Origin of the sequence: Chitinophaga sp. CB10 (genome assembly GCA_001870995.2) — a bacterium.
Classification (GTDB): Bacteria; Bacteroidota; Bacteroidia; order Chitinophagales; family Chitinophagaceae; genus Chitinophaga.
In genome coordinates, this window is the sequence record MLAV02000015.1 from 31,300 (window position 1) to 52,777 (window position 21,478).

The following is a 21,478-nucleotide window of genomic DNA, read 5'->3' on the forward strand; positions in this document are numbered from 1 at the left end:
ACAGACGCTGACCCTTTTACAGGTCATAAAATATCGTGGGGGTTAGCGCTCTGCCATTATTCAACTGCTGCTAGTTAGATGAATAAATAACATGACAATCTTTTACAGACGAAAAAAAAGAACTTGATTTATTCTAAGGATATAGTGGTTGCTTAGTCGCTTTATTTCATATACGCGAACAATATTCCCTTTGGATTTAACAGGAAGAATTTTTTTTATAATTTTTTTTATAATTTCTTTTATATAATATATAAGTAATTGTTTGTTAAAAATTTAAATAAAAATCCCGCATAGTTTCCTATGCGGGACCGTAGGTGCTTGAATGCGTATATCGGTTAATTAATCAAGCCAACAGTTATTTAGCTGTTATCATGGCGCCATTCTCGTCAGTGTCATCATCGTGGATAACCGCAACAGCCTTGTTCAGCTTCAGATCCGGCGCAATGCTCAGTACACCCGCATTCGCAGCGGCGGTAGCATCACGCAGCTTCACAGCCACCAATGCATCGTTTTCCTTAATACGATCGTTTACCAATGCCACCTGTATATCGGTTTCGCTGAAAGCGCAATCGCCGGTGATCTTCACCATGTCCCCGTTCATGATCACGTAATCCTTACCATATACGGCGGTCGACATAGAGTCCACCCCAAAGTAAATATTGATATCACTACCGGTACAGTTGGTTTGTACGGACTGGTCGGAAGCTTTTACAAGGATACATTTAAACATACTTACCGGGGCGGTGGCAGACTCGTTGGCATCCGTGAGGCGTACCAGCGTAATATGCGCCGCCTGGTCCTGGATGTACTGGGAAGCGGAAATGCTCGTTACGTCACCGTTATAGCCTACGATTGCCTCGTTCTCCGCTTTGATTTCGCTCAGTACCAGCACCACGGTTTCGGCCAGTTCAAAGCGATTGTCGTCCTTCACTTTTACGTTCAGGTTAGCAGTGCTGGCGCCGGTTTCAATCACGAAAGGCGCTTTGATGCTGTTCACAAAATCCTGACCCGGCAACGCAGTACCGTTTCCGAATTTATACGTCAAACGCACCGGCTTATTGGTAGCATTGATCAGCGGCGTTCCATCGCGCTTGAACAAACCGGCGGAAAATACTACATCGGTAGCTGGTTCCGCGCCATTGTTACCGCCAATAAATTTCACGATAGCCGGCTGATCCAGGATGGTTACTTCACCCTTTGATTTGGTGAGGTATAAATCGCTGGCATCCATGATCTCTACATGAAACGCTTCCTTGCCTTCCAGCAGGTTGTCGCTCTTTACCGGTATCTGGATGGTTTTGGAGATGATAGCGCCGGCAGCAAACTCGGATGGCACGAAAGAGATAGTACCCTCTGTAGCATCGAAATCGCCGGTACCGGCCCCGCCATTATGTGGAATCGTTTTGTAATGCACGTTCACGGGCGTACGAACACCGTTGTTGCGCAGGAAGCCAGACAGCGTAATCGTCAGCGAAGCGTTGGACAAACCGTTCAGCGGCTCGGATACAGCAATGTCGTTGATAGACACGCCATGGCTGATTTTGATGATACGGTTCCCGTCTTCATCGCCACCGCCGGCAGCAATGATTTCGCCGCTTGGGCTCATGAGCAGCGCAGCGAGCGAGGTTTTGGCATCGTATTTACCCAGCTGTTTGTCGAACATCTGTTCGCCATCCGGCGTGAATTTAGTCAGGCGGTAACCATCTCTGGCCACCACGCAAATTTCATCGTCTTCCGTCAGCAGTAAATGCTGGTAAACAGTGCCGGCGTTCTTATTCACCACTTCCATTCCGTCCGGCAGCAGCTTCACGATCTTACCGGTGTTGGTGCTGGTGTTGCCACCGGCTGCCACCACTTTACCGTTTTTGCCTACTTCCAGGGCATACAGGGCAGCGTCCACTTCTTTATTGAACAGCTCTGTACCGTCGGGGCGCAGCTTAACGATACGGCCTCTTTCCCGCTCTTCCGCACACGCGAAGATCTGGCCCAGGTCGTTCACCCGCATCGCGTTGAACTTCCCGTCTACCGTACTGTATTCTTTATCGAAAACTACCTGGCCTTCTGCGTTTACTTTAGCAATACGGCTGGCATTCCCGGTACCATAAGCGCCGCCACCCATAGCGAGTACGGAGCCATCGTCCAGCAGCAGCATTTCTTCAAACACGGCGCCGGGCTTACCGAAGTTTAGTTCATATTGTTTTTCGCCTTTACCGTCCACTTTCACGAGGAATGCTTTCCCCTGGCCATCGCCCACATCGCCGCCTACTGCGATGATGTTCTCATCTTCATCGATCAGCACGTTGTTGAATACGTTGTGCGCGCCAAAACCTTTGTCGAACACGATCTTGCCGTCAGGTCCCATCTTGGTGATGCGCGCCTGGGCAGGTTTGCTACCGTCTACCCCTACAGTGATGTAGTTGCCGTGACGGTCGGTGATAACTTTTGTAAAATAACCGCCCTGGCCATTTCCGATGCTTTTATCGAAAATAACTTCGCCGGTAGCACTCAGTTTGGTAATGCGCGCGTTGCCATATGCGATGGTACCGCCGCCCACTGCCACCAGTTCGTTCTTAGGCAGCAACAGCATATCCTGGTATGCTACCAGACCGCCTTTATTCAGTTTGGCATTATAAATAAGGTTTCCGGTAGGAGATAACTTGGTTATGCAACCGTTATCAGACCCTCCTCCGATAGCAACAATGGAGTTATTGTCAGCAATAGCCAGCTTCTTGTACTGGTTTTTCACTGCGCTGAAACTCTTGTTGAACACTACTGGCATCTCCTGGGCAATGGCTTGTGAGCCTACCGCCAGGAAAAGCATTAAGGAAGCAATCTTGTTCATTTCTGTAATTTTGATATACGCTAAATTTTATTCTACAATATTTTCACTTCGCAGCGGCGGTTCACTCCCTGCAGGCGGATGAAAGTTTCCCTGTCTTCCTCCTGGCCCCGCTGGCCTGCCACCCATACCGGCTTTGCGGAACCGAAGTAGTTGATCCTTATCTTATCCGCACTCACTCCCCTGCTTTTCAGGCATTCCTGTATATACACCGCCCTGTTTTTTGAAAGGGCCAGGTTATATTGCTCTTCTCCGGTCACATCTGCATGGCCGTTGATCAGGATCAGGCGCTGCGGATGCTGCTTCCAGGTGCAAAAAATGGAATCCAGTTTTTTCCACTCCTGGTCCAGCGGTATATAGGAGTTCAGGTCAAAATAAATGATCCCCGGAACGGTGAGCAGCAGGTTGGCAGCACGCATGATGCTGTCCAGCCTGGTGGCGGAAGCGCCGCCGGCCTGCTGTAATCCCGAATTTTCCTTCTTGTTCGTAGTACCGTTACCGTTATCAGCCTTGCTTTTCGTGTTGGCGTTGGCGTTATTACCCTGCCAGGCCACCATTTCCGGATTGCTGTTCACCGGCCTTTCCACGACTGTTTGTGCAGCGGGAGCGGCTGCCATTGTTTTGGCAGCGGCGGCGGCGGCCTGTGGGCTGCCGGTTTCGTAATGCCAGGAAATCATTTCCGGCCCCGCGCTGTTGGCCGCAGAATTACCGTAATCGATGGTAGTACGCGCATCGGTTACCGGCGGCGCTGCAGGCGCTTGCGGCGCAGGCGTTACGGGCTGAACGGTGTCTTTGATGATGAGATTGTCGTAACGTGCATCGCCGGTAATGGTTTGCAGACGGCGATCGTCCGTTTTCATGACGGTAAGGGACAAGTTTTCATCTTTAGGCGCATCCGGGTTGGATATACCTACGTCTTTCAAAGGATCTTTCTTCAGGCTCATGACGTAAATATGGTCGTTGTCGTGCACCCCTGAACGGTCAGAGGTAAAGTACAGCAACCATTTTTTATCGTCCAGCACCGGGTTCAGGTCGTCGAATTGCGTGTTTACCGGGAAGGGTAAATGTTCGGGTTCCTTATCCGGCTCATTGATATTTATCACGAATATATCCAGGCCGCCAAATCCTTCCAGTCCGTTGGAGGAGAAGAACAACTTTTCCCCGCTGATGAAAGGATACAGCTCATTCCCGTTGGTATTGACTTTCGGCCCCATATTCACCGGAGCTTTCCAGCGCTTTTCGTTGGCATCCCAGTCGGCATAGTAGATGTCGGTACCGCCAAGGCCTCCCGGCATATCGGATGCAAAGTACAAACGTTTACCGTCAGGAGCAACTGATGGATGTAAAATTGAAGCGGAACTGCTCACTTTTCCGATTTCCACAGGTACCGGCCGGCTCCACGCATTGTGCTCCGCCTGGAAGCTCGCTGCCAGCAGCTGCGTGCCGTTGTTATAATTGATGAATGAATTCTTCTCGTTCCGCACATCGGTAAACCGGTTGGACGTGTAGATCACTTTGTTTCCCCCATCAAAGAAGGAAGCCGGCCCTATCTGTAATATCCCTTTCAGACTGCTGCTGAACGGGGATACGCCGGACTCGGAAATCATGTACAGCCTGGAGTTGGTGTACAGGGATTGTGCATCCTTTTTCTTTACGTCATTGGAGAGGAACACCAGGTTATCCTTATACAAGGCCAGCCCGTACTGGTAGCCGGGCAGGTTGGTCTTCAGGCTGTCCACCTGCATCTTGTCCGACTGGTTACGGTTAAAGAAGCTGTAATAATTTTCCAGCGAACGCTGGATATTGGTAAACCGGGTATTGTTCGTATATACTTTGGCGTATAATGCCGCCGCTTCCTTTGCCCTGGCAATGCGGCCCGTTCTTTTCAGGAGGTCCGTATAGGTGGTAACGTCAGACACTTCAATATCTTCCCCCGGCTTATACAGCAACTCGTCATACAACGCGATGGTCTTTTCAAACTGCCGGGTTTCGTAATAGGTACGCGCCAGCTGCAGTTTGGCTTTACGCATCACCGCTTCGCTGCTGCCTTTATTAATGACGGTATTACACAGGGAGATGGCATGTTCGTAATCCTGGCGCTTCAGCAATCTTTCGGCACGGTTCACTTTGGCCATATCGCCAAAAGAGCCGCCGCCGCTATGGTTCACGGCTGCGCAAGACGCCATGAGCAAGGCAACGCCATGCAGGAGTATAAGGGATGTAAAGGGCTTCATTGGCATAGTTCATCAATTATACAATTAGAAATAACGAGGCGCCACCACTTTCCATTTGTTCCAGGCAAAGCGGTAGTTGATCATTAGCTCGTGCGATACGGTTTGCGCACCTTTAAGATTGGATTGCAAGGGTGTATCATAGGAATAGCCTATCTGTAAATTTTTGGTCGCCTGGATTTGTACCAGCCCGGTGATCGTTTTTTCCGAACGCCAGGAAGCACCCAGCCAGACGAGGTTCTTAAGCAATACGTTGGCATTGATGTCGTACTCCACGCCTGCGCCGGTAACGGCACGGAGCAGGAGGTTGGGCTTGAATTTCACATCATCGGTCAGGGTAAACAGGTAGCCTGTCTGCAGATAATAGTGAGATTTGGCCGTCACCTTATAGAGCTTCCCTCCCAGGTCAAAGCTCTGAAAGGTAGGCGAAGATAAGCCAACAAAAAATTTATCCGTAAATAACATTAATCCAAATCCAACATCCGACTTCCAGTAGCTCTGATTCTGGGCAAATACCGGGTCGGTGGTGGACAGGGAGCTGTTATCTTCCCTGTACTGGGCCATCCCTCCTTTCAAACCGAGTGCTATATACACTTTTTCGTTCAGCTTTACACGTTGAGATATGTTGAAATTCAGTTGGGTTTGCGAATTGACCGTGATCTTTTCATTGATCAGGGACACGCCCAAGCTGGTATTGGTGGCTTTTACCGGGGTATAGAACGAAGCGGATAACGTCCTCGGGGCGCCGGCCACGCCTACCCACTGGTTGCGCCCCACGGCCGTAAAGCTCGAGGACTCATCCATAGACGGGTAGGCAGGATTGATCACCATACCGTTAAACATGTACTGTGAATAGATCGGCTCCTGCTGCGCCTGTACCACGGAGGCGGCGCCCAGCATCACCGAAAGGAAACAGCCTGTTCTAATCAAAAAGTTACGCATAGGTTCAACTTTTGAATGTTAGCGTTTTATTACAATGAAGCCCGTTTTGCTTTCCACCTTGCCATCTACCCAGATCTGGATATTATAGAAGTAGGATCCATCGGGCACATCGCTGCCGGACGCTCCGCCGGTATTGGATTTCCCTTTAAAGTTGTTGGACTTGTTGTTATAGTTATTTGTTTTGAACACCGTACCACCCCAGCGGTTGAAGATCACCACCTGGTTATTCGGGTATTTCTCGATGTTCTCGATATACATAAAGTCATTACCGCGGCCGTCATTATTAGGGGAGATGGCAGGATGCACCCTGATCTTACCCTCGTTATCGCTTAACTGCCGCCCATCGGTAGTCCATCGCTCTACGGAATCCGGTACGCCATCGCCGTCGGAGTCGAGGTCGAGGAAGTTTGGAATGCCATCGCCATCGGTGTCATCATCAAACGGATCGCCGTTCTTGTTGATATCCTCCTGGGCATTCGTCAGCCCATCTCCATCGGTATCGCACTCGCCGCACATCGGGTCATCGTTCAGGATGATGCCGGTAGCTTTACCCGGCTCGCCGATGGTTGGCAGGTTGGTGGCCGCATTGGCGCTCACGCTCAGCATCTTCAGCACAAAGGTTTCGTTCTGCTCAAAAGTGGTATCGCCGATCACATCTACAAAGAACTCGGCTTCGCTGCTAAACGGAGGAATCACCAGCTCGTTTACCGCCATGTTGTAATCCTCGCCCGGAGTGGCTTTGAAGTCGAAATACGGATAGCTCACGCCTTCTGTTGACGGCTCGGTGTCGAATTTCACCGTTACGGCGCGACTGCTCTTATTACTCAACGCCACTACAAACCGGAGGCGGTTGTTTTCTCCCCTGTCCCCTTCTTTGACGGAGAATTTGGTATCCGCAAAGGAGAGCATCAACGGATCGTTATCCGTGATGATCACATTGGCATTGGTAGCGCTGCCGGTAACATACAGCGGCGTGCTGTTAGCGCCGGCATATGGCAGCAGCGTCGTGTGCAGGAATCCGTCGTCATCGTTCACCGCGTCATCGGAAGCGGTGATGGTAAACGTATGCTCGGATGTCATAGCCGGCAGGTTCACGGTGAGAATGTTGCCACTGATCTGTCCTTCGCTGGCAGTGAACGTTCTTACGGCGTCCTGGGCTACCTGTATTCTAACGGGTACGGCTATAGCAGCGCGACTTGGCGACTTCAAAGTAAACTGTACCGGGCTGCCTTCAGCGGCCGTGGCTACAGCTGTGCTGAGGTTGACCACCAGCGTATCATTGTCCGCAATAATCACTTCCGGCGCCGTTTGGCTGGCCACCGGCCAGGTTACGCCGACCATGCTGCTGGTGATATCTTTTATCTGCAGGGAAACGGTACCATCTCCCTCCACGATGTTATTGTCAATCGGATCTACAACGATGGTGGCGCTGCTGCTGCCGGCAGGGATGGTTACCGTGCCGCTCAGTTTTTTGTAGCGGCTATCCGCTACGGCAGTACCGCCCACGGTATAATTCACCTGTACATCCTTCACGGCGGCCAGTTGCGCGTCCGTAAAGCCTATTTTAAATGCGCCCTGCACGGCCGGCTCGGCGGCATCTTTCACTTTTTGCACCAGCATGGTTCTGGCGGCCGCCTTGGCGCCGGTGGCGGCGCTTTCATCGTCATGAATAAGCATTTTCACCGTATCCAGGGTATTGACGGTAAACTGGAAGATGCCGTTACCCCTGTCCATCGTGGCCGCTTTCAGCGCGGCAGGCAGGGTTTCATCCCCTTCGATCACGTTGTTGTCTATCACATTCACCAGCACGTCCGCACTGTTGGCGCCCACCGGGATGGTAACGGTAGTGGCTACACTGCCAATGTTGGTAGCCCCCGGCACTGCGCCTGCAAAGAGGCTTACATTCACATCCGCCGCGGCGGTATAATCCAGCGGCAGCTTCACCGTGTAAGCGCCGGTGGTAGCCGGTTCGGAGGCATCGTTCTTTTTAAGCAGCTGCACGGTAGTTGGTACCGACTCCTGAATCGTCAGCAGTTGCGGCTGTTCCAGCTGGTAGCTGAAGTAGCTGGATGGAATGCTGCCTTTCAGCAAGAGTTTTTCACTGCCTTCAATCACTTTATCCGCAATTGCGGTGAGCGTATAGGTGGCGTAAGGTTCGCCGGCTTTGATTATCAGCTGAGGGGGCAAACCGGCATAATCCGCCGCGTCAGCGGTCGAGGACGGGTCGGGTGTCACCGCTATCACTAAATCTTCTCCCGCTATAATATTTTGTGTAACAAAACCTACCGTAACCTTACTGCTGTTACCTTCCATCAATGAAGTGGAATCCAGCGCCAGCTTCACTCTCAGGTTCTGAGGGTCCGCACTGGTAGCATCCACGATGGTCACGTCAATGGAATCGCCCTGCATACCGGCGTAGTTAACCGGGGTAGCCACAATGCGGTACAGCTCCGGCCTTTCTATGATGTTATCCGTCAGCGCGGTAAAGGCAAAGGCGTAGTTCGGCTGGCCGGCAGGGATGGTAATGGTCGTTGGCAGGCCATTCACGTCGGACACGGCGGCGGTAGAGTTGCCGGAAACGCTCAGCGCTACGGTGATGGCCTTGCTGGACGTCACGTTCGGCGCCAGGGATACATTCACCGTATAACTGTTGCCTTCCACTACGTTAGGCCCCGGCGTTACGCGGGAGAGGTAAATCCTTCCCGTGGCAGGGTCGTCGTGCGTCCTGTCGAGGATGGTCACCCGGGTGGCGTCCACCGGCAGGTTGGCATCGCTGCAAACGCCGTTGATCAGTACCTCTTCATCATCTTCCAGGATGAGGTCCGGCAGGCCGTTCAGCGTGGTCTGCGCATCGCCTGCATTCTGGTCCTTCGGAATGGTAATGCTGGCCGGGAGTGTGGAATGGTCCGTATCTGCCGCGGTGCTGGCCGCATCTTTCAGCAGGGACACCACGTAATCTTTCCCGGCTTTCCAGTTATTTTCAAACTTCGCACGGAGGGCTGTGCCTGCGCCGCCTTCATCTATCCGGGCAGGTATCGCCTCCAGGATGATGCGGGCCGGGTACTGCGCATCCTTAATCGTAAATGCAGCAGGTGTATTCGTATAGGCGCTGATGCCGTCCGTAGCGGAGGTACCGATGTTCAGCGCTTCTGTGCCTTCCACCAGGTCGTCCGCAGTAATATGTAAAAGGAGGGTTGTATCCTTATTGAAAGTAAATGCCGCCGGCAGCGTATAGTCGTTTGCGTTAACGTCCCCGCTAACGTTCATGGTTACACTGATAGGCACTTCCGTCGTGATGCCGGCAGGCAGGCTTACCTGTAACTGCACATCGTCCCCTTCTGCCAGCTGGCCTGTTTTCGACGGCGTGATGCTGAATACCAGGTTGGAGGCCGTCTGCCGGGTCATATCATGAATGGTAAACGGCAGGTCCGCAATGCTGTATTCGCCTGATTCGCCGGTTACTACAAACAGCTCGTCGCTTTCCAGCACCTGGTCCGCCACGGCGGTGAAGAAATCCGGCACGGTAACGCTGTGCGTGCCCGCTTTCAGCAGGGCCGTAGCTGTGGCAAACTGCAGCTCGCCGGCGCCGGCAGTGGAAGTAGCCTTGCGGCCGAGGGTCACCACTATGTCGGATTTGGACATCAGGCTGCTACCCAGCGCCACGGTGAGGTCCGCATGTTCGCCTTCATTCAGCGATGCCTTATTGCTGGTAATGTTGAGGATATTGGAGCCCGGGCGCTTGATCGTACTATCCTGTACGGTGATAGTCACCGGGGTAATGGTAATATTATTATCGGTATGGCTGCCTTCCACCACAATGGTACCGCCATCGCCGAGCATGTCATTGCTTTTCGCCAGCACGCTTGCGGCGGTAGCGCTGTTGCCGTTCTTAGGAATCACCAGTGTAAGCGGCAGCGGACTATGGCCCGCATCTTCCAGGGTGGAAGCCGCGCCTTTGTTAATGGTGATGGTCATATCCTCCGCGGCACGCCAGTTATTGGGCAGTTTAACGGATACGTCAGTCGTAAAGCCTTCAAGAATGTGGTCAGGCGTGGCCGTTAATGCAAGCGTAACCGGGTATTGCGCATCTTTTATCTCTGCATGAATATCATTTACGGTATAGGCGCTACCGGTATTATCCAGCCCGGAGGCAGTAATGATAATGGTTTCAGGGCCTTCCACGAGATCGTCTGCCAGGACGGTGAGCGGTACGGTTACCTGGTCCCCGCTGCTGATGATAGCCACCGGGTCAAAAGTATAATCCCCCGCTGCGCCGATCGTAGCCGTGCCGCTGGCGGTAAAATGCAGCGTGATCGGAATTTCTGTCGTGATGCCGGTTGGCAGGCTAAACGTGTACGGCTGTACGAAATTCTCCGGCAGCTGTACGGATGGCGGCGTGCTTACCGTAATCACGCGATTATTGATATCCCTGCGGGTAGCGTCGTTGATCGTCAGCGTATAACCGGTAACGTTATACCCCGCGCCGGCGTTCCCGGTGATGGTCAGCTGCTCATCGCTTTCAATGATATTGTCCGCAGCGGCCTGCAGCACATCATTATCCGTAGTGGTGCTGTTAACCGTAGCCGGCAGCGTAATGGTGGATTGCAGCAGGCTGTAATCCCCGGCGGAGGCCTGTGTGGACTGTACGCCCAGCGTTATAGCGATATCTTTGGCGGACTTGATATTCGCCGGCAGGCTGATCTGGAATTTGGTCGCACTGTTTTCCGTCAGCGGCGCAATTACCGGCGTAATAGTGATCACGTCGCTGTTAGGCGTAGTGACCCTGGTATTGTCCCCGATGTCCAGTTTGACAGGCGTACCTGCAATGATGTTCGGGTCCGTGCAGGCAGCGCCGATATAAAGGACGTCGTCATCGTCCAGGATATTGTTCGTAGTGGCGGTAATGTACACCGGGTCAGAGGTCTGTTTGCCGGATGCAATCGTCGCCTGTGCCGGCAGGTTAAACCTCGCGCTGGCGGCAGTGGTGCCCGCCGCGGCCGACAGGTTAAAGGTAAAGGTACGCCCTGCGGTAGCGCCGTCCGGCAGTTCGATCCAGAACGCTGCGCCCGGCGTTTCGCCTTCTTTGACAGCGGTTTTATCCAGGTGCAGGATCACCGGGTTTGCCGGCGGATAATCCTGGTCAATAATGGTAAACGTATGCGGGTTTACGGTGAATACATCGCTGGTACCGTCTGTGGCGGTAGCGTCAATCACCACCGTTTCATCACCTTCCATCAGGCCATCTGTTTTCAGGTCGAGGTCCGCCTCGGCGCTGTTGCCGGTGAAGCTACCGGCAGGGAAAGTCAGCGTATAATCCGCCGCAGTGGCTTCGCCCGTATTGGGTTTGAAGTTGACCGTAATTGGTACCTGTGTGCTAATGCCTGCCGGTAAGCTGATCTGCACTTTGCCGGTAAAGCTTTCCCTGAGCAGGGATGCAGCCGGCGTGCTGAAACTGATCACCCGGTTGGCGGCCACCTTGCGGGTTTCATCCGTGATGGCGATATTCCAGCTGGTATTATTTAAAGTATATCCTGCAATGCTTTGCGCAGTAACCTGCATTTGTTCATCCAGTTCCAGCACCTGGTCCGTATTGGCCGTCAGTTGCACATCCGCCGGCGTGGCGCTGTTGGCGGCTTTGGGCAGGGTGAGGGCAGTACCGCTGAAGCTGTAATCGTCGCTGGTAGCGGTACCTGCGGTGGCGCCCAGGTTTACGGTAATGGGCGTTTCGGAAGTTACATCCTTTGGCAATGCAATGGTAAACAGGGTGGATTCGCCTTCTTTCAGCGTGGAGGCCACCGGCGTGATGGTGATCACATCGCTGCCCGGAGCCGTCGCACGGGTGTTATCCGTGATGTCCAGCATGGCGTCAGCCGGGGAGCTGATCACAGGATCACTGCAGGTTGCTTTGATATACAGTACAGCAGGGTCGTTCAGTACCAGGTTGGTACCCGCTGTTATTTTTATTTTGGAAGACAATTTTTCGCCCTGCGTTATGGTAACGGCCGTGGGCAAAGAGTATCTGCCGGAAGCTGCCGTGGTAGCCGCACCTGCTGATATGGTAAAGGTTAAGGTATTACCCGCCGCAATATTGTCGGGCAGTTCTACCCAAAATTCAGCGCCGTCTGTATCCCCTTCCGCGATGTTCGTTTTGCTCAGGTGATAGATGACAGGGTTTACCGGCGGATAATCATGGTCAATGATATCAAACGTGCTGCTGGTAACGGTGTAGACGGTGGCGGTATGATCCGTTACGGTGGCATTCAGCACTACGGATTCAGGGCCTTCCATGAGGCCATCCTGCGGTATGGCCAGGTCGCCCTCAATGTTATTGCCGGTGAAGTGATCCGCAGGGAAGGTCAGCGTATAATCGGCCGTACTTGCGGAACCGGTATTAGGCAGCATCGTAAAGTACAGTGGTATTTCCGTGGTAATGCCGGCAGGGAGGCTCAGTTTCACCTTGCTGTTAGTGCCTTCTTTCAGGTCCGCCGCGTCCGGAATTTCAAAATGCAACCGGCGGTTATTCGCATCCTGGCTGGTAAGATCGTTGATCTGTATGGTTACCGGGCCGGCTATCTTCATGTTATTATCCGCGGTGGCGGTGAGTACGAGCGTTTCTGTGTTTTCCAGTACCTGGTCCAGCGCGGCGGTTACTACCGGGTCGGTGGTGGTCACGGAAGTAGCGCCCTGCGGTAAGATGAGCGTGGCCGTTTGCAGCGTATAATCGCCGCTGGCGTTGGCGGTGGACGAAGCGTCGGCCGTCAGCGTAATGGTAACCGGTTGCGCGCTTTTCACATTCGCAGGCAGCGTAATGGTGAAGGCGGTAGCCTCGCCTTCATCCAGCGTGGCTTTAACCGGCGTGATGGTGATCACGTCGCTACCCGGGGTAGTAGTACGGGTATCGTCCTGTATTTGCAGCTGTTTGGCGGCAGGTACAGGGATGTTGGCATCCCCGCTGGCGAGGTCGATATTTAACAGCGCATCGTCGTTGAGGATGGTATTGGCGGCAGCGGTGATCCTGCCGGTGGCAGCATCGCTGGAAGCGGTATTTTCCTTAATGGTAACGGTGGCTGGCATCGTATAACGGTCCGTGCCGGCGGTAGTACCGGCGGCAGGACTGAGCGTAAACGGCATGTCGAAACCGGCAATCAGTCCGCCCGGGAGCGTTACCGTGTAGGCGGCGCCGTTAGTATCCCCTTCTTTAATCGCCGTTTTATCAAGCGTTACTGTTACAGGCGCCGTTAATGGATAATCCCCGTCCAGGATGGTAATGGTGTGCCCTGTAACGGTGTACCCCGCGAAGCCGTCCGCATCGGTGGCGCCGCCGTTAAGGATGAGGGTTTCCGTTTTTTCCACCAGGTTATCGTCCGTCAGTTTTAAGGTGGTGGAACCGGCGTTACTATTGTTGATCACCATCGGCGTGCCGATGGTATAGTCACCCGGTTTAGCCGTTCCCGTTATAGCAGACAGGGATACGGTGATCGGTATGGTAGTGGTTACGCCTGCCGGCAGGGAAAAGGCCAGGGTGCCTTCATAACCCTCGTACAGGTCGCTGTTGGGTATGGTGGAAAAAGTAATGACGGTATTGGCCGGGTTCAGTTTGGTGCCATCTTTAATGGTGACATCCTGGCTGGTAGTTTTGGTATTGCCCATCACCACGGCGGAGATATTGATTTTCACCAGTTCATCCGGTTCTATCACCTGGTCCGGCAGTGCTTCCAAAATCAGGTCCGTACCATTTGAGCCGGGATTGATATCCGCGGATACAATGGTGGGGAAGTCGGTTCCTTCCGTGGCGGGGTTAGTAACCCCGGCGTTATTAATGGTAGCCGTTACGGTAATCTTTTCGGTTGCTAACACGTTATCCGGCAACTTCACATGAATGGTAGCATTATTACCTTCCACGACAGATGGGGAGGTTACGGAGGCGGTGATGTCGCTCGGTTCATCATCGAGGATCGTGTATTTGGTGGTGGTCCGCGTGCCGAGTACTACGAGCGGGTCCACTGCGGGCAATAACTGGAAGTTCAGGTTGCGGGCGTATTGCAGCTGCGTATTTCCAATGATTTTAACCATATCCACCGTAATGGTTTGGGGGGTGGAATAATCGCGGGCCGGAATCCAGAAGCCGGCATGGTCATAGGTATAATCCACGCCTTCCACGGCAGGGTGTTGCTCGCCCGGGTCTGCCGGCGCGGGTGCAAACTTCACGTAAGCGGGGGCGGTGAGTATTCCTCCGCTCACCTTGATGGTAAGGCTGGTAGCGGGAGCGGTGGTATTGCCTTCGGCCTGGGACTGGTTGGCGGCGGAGAATTCCACCGTTACCGGTTTACTGTTCAGGCCACTCACGTCCGTCATCGGTTCCCGGACGGTGGAGGTGGCCAGCATGTCGCGGGTATCGTCGTAGCCTATACGCAGTACGGTTCCGGAGGCAAAGCGGTTGGTGGAAGGCCCGGTTTCCGGCAGGCGGATGCCTACTGCCATGCCCCTGAGTACGCCGGTGCCGTTATTGACGTCGTTATTCAGGAAGCCGGTGCTGGGGTCCACGCTGGTAGTGGTGGCCAGCAGGCCAAGGCTCACGGAGTTAAAGCTCTCATTGTCTTTCAGGCGGTACACATGCGCATAATCCCCGTTGTTGGACTGGGGATAATTCACAAAATCGTCCGTAAAGCGGACGATCCCCGGTAAAGTATTGATAGTGGCGGAGGCGCCGAGCGTATTGGTATAAGTTTGTCCTGTCTGGTAAAAGCCCCTGGAGTTCAGGTTATTCTGCACTTCGGGCGCAGCGATGTTATCCTGGAGGGCAGCGTATTCCGTGATATAGAGGAAAGGGTTTACCCGCGTGAAGTCCGTTCCGTAGATGGTCACATTATAGGTAAAATATTTTTTAGGAACCTCATAGCTGATAACGGTGCGTATATAAGCAGTACGTGGCTGGCCGGAGAAATAGTCTATTTTGGAAAATATCGCCACTTTATATGGGTTGGTGGCTGTACCATCTCCCATAACATCCGTTACGGTAATATTATTGGGTAGAAAGTTCTTGGAGCCGGGAAAGCCATCGCTCCAAAAAAGTCCTTTCCAGAAAGTCCAGATCCCTTTATCCCCGGTGTCCGGGTTCGTACCAGTTTCAGCTCTGCCGTTCCGGTAAACGTTTATTTTACCATCCGGGGTGATGGAGATCCTCAATCCATCCGTGGCGGTATTGCCTCCGGAAGGGTTGATGACTACCTGCGCAACTGCGGCGAAAGCAGGCAGCAGGAAGATGGCTATCAGCAACACTTTCCTCATGGCAAAGGCTAAACGTTGGAGCATAGCTGTCTTAGATACTTTCGTAGGATAGGACAGGACTAACATATAAGCGTGTAAAATTTCTATTTATACATATAGATTTTAAGTCAGTAATGAAAAACAGTCCTTTGTAAACCCTATATGCGCGATTCCGTAAAATGGCTCTCCAATGGCATACACCTCAGAGGTGCTGAAAAACCGGCCATCGGTGTAAAATAGTTCCGTTGCATTTCAACGTGGAGCAAACAAAGTACCTGCAATACTTCAGCAGTGGGATGATTTATATAAATTATTTTATCTTACTTCTCGCTGTATTCTAAATCACAACAATACTATATTAAATCATATATTTTAAATTACAAATTTAAAACATAAAATATATTTATTCAAATAAAAATATCTTGAAGACTATAAATCCACCTTTGGGGGTATTTTTCGGATATTTTAACGTTTAGACAGAAAGAATGAGGTATAGAAAGCTATGTAGAAAGAAAAAATAACCATAGATTTGCAAAAAAAAGTAAGAATGTCTACTGTTTCAAAATCTAACATTGACTTTAACCTGAAATATAAGGTAAAAGATATGTCCCTCGCTGATTGGGGCCGCAAGGAAATTGAGCTGGCAGAAGCTGAAATGCCGGGTCTGATGTCGCTCCGCGAGGAATACGGTAACAGCCAGCCGCTGAAAGGCGCGCGCATTGCCGGTTGCCTGCACATGACCATCCAGACTGCCGTACTGATCGAAACCCTGGTACACCTGGGCGCTGAAGTACGCTGGAGCTCCTGCAATATCTTTTCCACACAAGACCACGCAGCTGCTGCCGTAGCTGCTGCCGGCGTGCCTGTTTTTGCCTGGAAAGGCCTGAACGAGCAGGAATTTGACTGGTGCATCGAGCAGACCCTGTTCTTCGGCAGCCCTGACCGCCCGCTGAACATGATCCTGGACGATGGCGGCGACCTGACCAACATGGTACTGGACCGTTATCCTGAGCTGATCCAGCACATCAAAGGCCTGTCCGAAGAAACTACTACCGGTGTTCACCGCCTGTACGAGCGCATGAAAAACGGTACTTTACCAATGCCTGCGATCAACATCAACGACTCCGTTACCAAGTCCAAATTCGATAACAAATACGGTTGCCGCGAATCCTGCGTGGATGCGATCCGCCGCGCTACCGACGTAATGATCGCCGGTAAAGTAGCGGTGGTTGCCGGCTTTGGCGACGTTGGTAAAGGTTCCGCTGAATCTCTCCGTGGCGCCGGCGCACGCGTAATCGTCACTGAAATCGATCCTATCTGCGCCCTGCAGGCTGCAATGGAAGGTTACGAAGTGAAAAAAATGAGCGATGCTATCAAAGAAGCCGACATCGTAGTAACTACTACCGGCTGCCGCGATATCATCACCGGCGAACACTTCAAACTGATGAAAGATAAATGCATCGTTTCCAATATCGGTCACTTCGATATCGAAATCGACGTTGCATGGTTAAATAAAAACTACGGCCATACCAAAGTTGAAATCAAACCTCAGGTGGATAAATACACCATCGATGGTAAGGATATCATCCTGCTGGCAGAAGGCCGCCTGGTAAACCTGGGTTGCGCTACCGGTCACCCATCTTTCGTAATGTCCAACTCTTTCACCAACCAAACCCTGGCTCAGCTGGAACTCTGGCTGAACTCAGACAAGTACGAAAACAAAGTGTACGTACTGCCTAAACACCTGGATGAAAAAGTTGCCCGCCTGCACCTGAAAAAAATCGGTGTGGAACTGGATGTACTCACTCCTACCCAATCCGAATACCTCGGCATTCCGGTGGAAGGTCCGTTCAAACCTGATTACTACAGATACTAATCGTTATACACGTAATCGTAAACGGGCGCCTCGTAAAAAAGGCGCCCGTTTTTATTTCCCCGCTTATTTTCGTTTAGCCCGTTCCCGTGCCCGCATTGCCAGAAAAATTCAATAATTTTGCGGCATGACAAAGCTTAGTGTTAACATCAACAAGTTTGCAACACTGCGCAATGCTCGCGGTGGCAACGTTCCAGATATTTTAAAGGTAGCCCGGGACTGTGAGCGATTCGGCGCCGATGGCATTACTGTTCACCCACGCCCCGACCAAAGGCATATCCGTTACCAGGATGTGCTGGACCTGAAACCGCTGATCACTACGGAATTCAATATAGAAGGTTACCCTTCACCGGATTTTATGGACCTGGTACTGAAAGTAAAACCAGACCAGGTAACGCTGGTGCCCGATCCGCCTGATGCCATCACCTCCAATACCGGGTGGGACACTGTTACCTACCAGTCCTTCCTCAAAGATGTGATCAGCGCATTCAAAAAAGAAGGCATCCGCGTTTCCATCTTCCTGAACCCGGAAGTAGGCATGGTAGAAGGCGCTAAAACCGCCGGTGCGGACCGTATTGAACTCTATACCGGCCCATATGCGGAAGAGTACTTCAACGCCCGTACGCAGCCGCAAAACCTGCAGCTGTTCAACGATTACAAGAACACTGCCCGCGCGGCCACGGAAATCGGTCTTGACCTCAATGCCGGCCATGACCTCAACCTGGATAACCTCCGCTTCTTCAAACTGCATATCCCGCAGCTGAAAGAAGTATCCATCGGGCATGCGCTCGTTGCGGACGCTATTTATTTTGGCCTGGAAAACACCATCCAGCTCTACAAACGCCAACTGGCGGATTAAGGACTTTCCTCAGTTTTATATAACGGAAAACGGGAATCGGGCGCAGGCCCGGATTCCCGTTTTTGTTTGGTGAACGCACCGCTGCCGGTGACGCCGTTATTTAAAGCGATAAAGCCACTCGCTTCCGCAAATGGCTTTATCGAACCCTTAAAACAATCAACATGATTCATACCGGGGTCACAACAAACCGATATGAATTTATTTATAGGTTACCGTCAGGAGTGACAGTAATGATACACGGTGTTACTTCTTTAATAACGCAATATCCAGCACTTGGTTCATTTCCCGTACATAATGGAACTTTAATCCCTTGATGTAATCCGGATTAATGTCCTTGATGTCCTTCTCATTTTGCCAGCACAGGATGATTTCGCGTATCCCGGCGCGCTTGGCGGCCAGGATTTTTTCCTTGATACCACCCACTGGCAGTACCTGCCCGCGGAGGGTAATCTCGCCCGTCATTGCCAGGTAGGATTTCACGCGGCGGCCGGTAAAGGCGGAAGCCAGCGCCGTCAGCATGGTGATACCTGCGCTCGGGCCATCCTTCGGCACCGCGCCTTCCGGTACGTGTACATGCACGCTCTTTTCCTTAAACAACTTCGGATCAATCTTATAGGTAGCAGCATTGGCCTGCAAATAAGTCAGCGCCGTTACTGCGGATTCTTTCATTACATTGCCCAGGTTACCCGTCAGCTTCAGGTCGCCCTTGCCTTCGCTCAAGCTGCTTTCAATGAAGAGGATATCCCCGCCAACATAAGTCCATGCAAGGCCTACGGCCACGCCCGGCGGGTTGCCCACCTTATAGATTTCGTTGGAGTAACGGGGCTTGCCCAGGACTTTTTCTACAAACTCGTTGGTAACAGCCTCCGGCAAAGGATTTTCCAGTGCCACCTCTTTGGCGAGGTTGCGCATCAGCGCGGCAAACTGCCTGTCCAGCTCACGCACGCCGCTTTCGCGGGTGTAGTTGGCGATGATATATTCAATAACGCTGTTGGCTATACGGATTTTAGCGTCCTTGAGGCCATGGGCGTCTTTTTGTTTCGGGATCAGGTGGCGCTTGGCAATCTCTATCTTCTCTTCGATGGAATAACCGGTCAGGTCAATGATCTCCAGCCTGTCGCGCAGCGGCGCCGGAATAGCCGCCACATTGTTGGCGGTAGCGATGAACAGGACCTTACTGAGGTCGTACTCCAATTCCAGGTAGTTATCGTAGAAAGTGCTGTTCTGCTCCGGATCGAGGACTTCCAGCATCGCGGAGCTGGGATCTCCCCGGTGATCATTTCCTAATTTATCTATCTCATCCAGTATCATGACCGGGTTGGAAGATTTGATCTTACGGATGGACTGCACAATGCGGCCGGGCATAGCGCCGATGTAGGTTTTGCGGTGTCCGCGGATCTCGCTTTCATCGTGCATGCCCCCCAGGCTCAAACGCACATATTTGCGGCCTACGGCATTGGCGATAGAACGCCCGAGCGATGTTTTACCAATACCCGGAGGGCCTACAAAGCAGAGGATAGGCGATTTCATATCCCCTTTCAGCTTCAGCACGGCCAGGTATTCCAGGATGCGCTCCTTGATCTTGTCCATGCCATAGTGGTCGTTATCCAGTATTTTCTTCGCCTTCTTCAGGTCGTAGCTATCGGTAGTATATTCATTCCAGGGCAGGTCCAGCAGGAGGTCCAGGTGGTTGTACACCACGCTGTAATCCGGCGTACTCGGATGCATGCGTTCCAGCTTCTCGATGCCTTTTGTGAAGGCTTCTGCAGCGGCTGCCGGCCACTTCTTGTCTTCCGCCTTACGCTTCATCTCCCGGATTTCGCGGTCATTGGTATCTCCCCCCAGCTCCTCTTTAATAGATTTCATTTGCTGCTGGAGGAAGTAATCGCGCTGCTGTTTATCGAGATCGGCCTTGGTTTTATTGGTAATCTTATTTTTCAGTTCCGCCAGTTGCAGCTCTGTTTGCAGGAGCTTCATCAATAATTCCGCCCGGTGCCGGAGGTTATTGGTTTCCAGCAGCAGCTGCTTATCCTTGAGTTCCGAATTCAGGTTGGAAGACACGAAATGCACCAAAAACGAAGCATTTTCGATGTTTTTCAGGATAATGCTGGCTTCGGAAGGCAGGTTGGGCGAAAGCTGAATGATTTGGGTGGCGAGGTCCTTGATAGAGGAGATGTAAGCGTCAAACTCCGGATCATCGTCTACCAGTTCATCCTGTAACAGCTCAATTTTAGCCTTGAAGTACGGATCTTCCGTCAGCACTTCGTCAATCTTAAAGCGCTTGCGGCCCTGGATGATGATGGTGGTGCCGCCATCTGGCATTTTGATCAGCTTCACGATACGGGCTACGGTTCCCACCTCGCTGAGATCGGCGACGGTCGGATCTTCGATCGTACTGTCTTTTTGCGCTACCACACCGACCATTTTGTCAGTCTTGTATGCGTCGTTAACTGCCTTTATGGATTTATCCCTGCCCACAGTGATAGGTAATACCACACCCGGGAAGAGTACTGTATTTCTTAACGGTAATAATGCCAGTTCATCGGGGATCTTCTCGTCCTGCTCTCCTTCTCCGTCTTCACTGAGGGGGATAATAGGCATGAACTCCATTTCATCTTCTGAATTTCCTAAATAAAATCTATTCATCTGAAATATTTAAAGCCACTGAGGACATTCTGTCAGATTATCTTTCTAAAACGACCTTAGTTTTATGCATGGGTACCTTGTCAAGATTAATGCCAAGTGAAATCCCTGCCAAAAGTAAGGGCTTTTATTCCTGCCCGCGCAGGAATAAAAGCCCTTAACAGTGTTTTAATAAAATATCTTTAGAGGGTCACACCCACACCCAGCTGGATGGCCTGGTTTTTCCAGTTGCCGGAATTGGTCACGCTGCTGAGGTTCTGCACATCGTTAAAGCCAATGATGTAGCGGGCGGACACGTTGATGATCGGCAGTTGCAGCCACAGGCCGGCCACACCGGAGATTTCGCCGCCGTTGAATGCGTTTTTGGCTGCGCCGAATACCTTTTTGTCGCTCACCATTGCGCCAAACTGAGGGCCCAGCTGCAGTTTCAGACGTGGCGTACCGAGGTCGATATTAGCCAGGATCGGAATACTCAGGTAGTTCAGTTTCACTTCTTTGCGGTTGTCGGCAGTACTTACGCCTTCGTAGATATCGCTGAAGTTATCAGTTGTTTTAGTTTTGGTGGAGGAGAAAATAGCTTCACCCTGCACGCCGAAACCTTTTACCAGGTTTAATTGTACGAAACCTCCGAGATGGTAACCGAGGTTAAAACCATCATCAAAGCCTTTACCATCGAGTTTTCCAAGGTTGGCGCCACCTTTAACACCCCAGCGGAGCAAAGATTGAGCATTAACAGACGAAACAGCTGTTGCAGTCAGCAGGACAACAGCAAGTAGGAACTTTTTCATAAAATAATTATTTGTCATGGTTAAAATATAGACGTA

Annotated in this window: 8 protein-coding genes; 2 read left to right on the plus strand and 6 right to left on the minus strand. The window is 51.9% G+C overall.

The window, feature by feature from the left end:
• Positions 1-355 precede the first annotated feature (355 nt).
• The 4 genes from BOC67_RS19220 to BOC67_RS19235 are packed head-to-tail and all read right to left on the minus strand — an operon-like array spanning position 356 to position 15,324.
• Positions 356-2,842 carry a Calx-beta domain-containing protein gene (locus BOC67_RS19220; RefSeq protein ID WP_291912510.1) on the minus strand — a complete coding sequence of 829 codons (2,487 nt, stop codon included), beginning with the start codon at positions 2,840-2,842 and terminating at the stop codon, positions 356-358.
• Positions 2,843-2,874: 32 nt separating this feature from the next.
• Positions 2,875-5,073: an OmpA family protein gene (locus BOC67_RS19225; protein ID WP_291912512.1), complete on the minus strand. Its 2,199-nt coding sequence runs from the start codon at positions 5,071-5,073 to the stop codon at positions 2,875-2,877.
• A 24-nt stretch (positions 5,074-5,097) separates the two neighbouring features.
• Complete coding sequence (locus BOC67_RS19230; protein WP_291912513.1) at positions 5,098-6,012, minus strand: type IX secretion system membrane protein PorP/SprF; 915 nt, start codon at positions 6,010-6,012, stop codon at positions 5,098-5,100.
• Positions 6,013-6,030: 18 nt separating this feature from the next.
• On the minus strand, positions 6,031-15,324 hold the full coding sequence (locus tag BOC67_RS19235) for a Calx-beta domain-containing protein (RefSeq protein WP_291912514.1): 9,294 nt from the start codon (positions 15,322-15,324) through the stop codon (positions 6,031-6,033).
• 502 nt (positions 15,325-15,826) lie between these two features.
• Between BOC67_RS19235 and ahcY the strand changes: the two genes are divergently transcribed.
• Positions 15,827-17,155, plus strand: coding sequence for an adenosylhomocysteinase (ahcY, locus tag BOC67_RS19240; protein WP_291912515.1), 1,329 nt, complete (start codon positions 15,827-15,829; stop codon positions 17,153-17,155).
• Positions 17,156-17,279: 124 nt separating this feature from the next.
• Complete coding sequence (locus BOC67_RS19245; protein WP_291912517.1) at positions 17,280-18,011, plus strand: pyridoxine 5'-phosphate synthase; 732 nt, start codon at positions 17,280-17,282, stop codon at positions 18,009-18,011.
• 243 nt (positions 18,012-18,254) lie between these two features.
• On the opposite strand, the gene lon is transcribed toward BOC67_RS19245, so the two are convergent.
• Positions 18,255-20,657 (minus strand): endopeptidase La, encoded by a 2,403-nt coding sequence (gene lon, locus BOC67_RS19250; RefSeq protein ID WP_291912518.1) that lies wholly within the window; start codon positions 20,655-20,657, stop codon positions 18,255-18,257.
• 179 nt (positions 20,658-20,836) lie between these two features.
• On the minus strand, positions 20,837-21,442 hold the full coding sequence (locus tag BOC67_RS19255) for a porin family protein (RefSeq protein WP_291912519.1): 606 nt from the start codon (positions 21,440-21,442) through the stop codon (positions 20,837-20,839).
• Between the last annotated feature and the right edge of the window lie 36 nt (positions 21,443-21,478).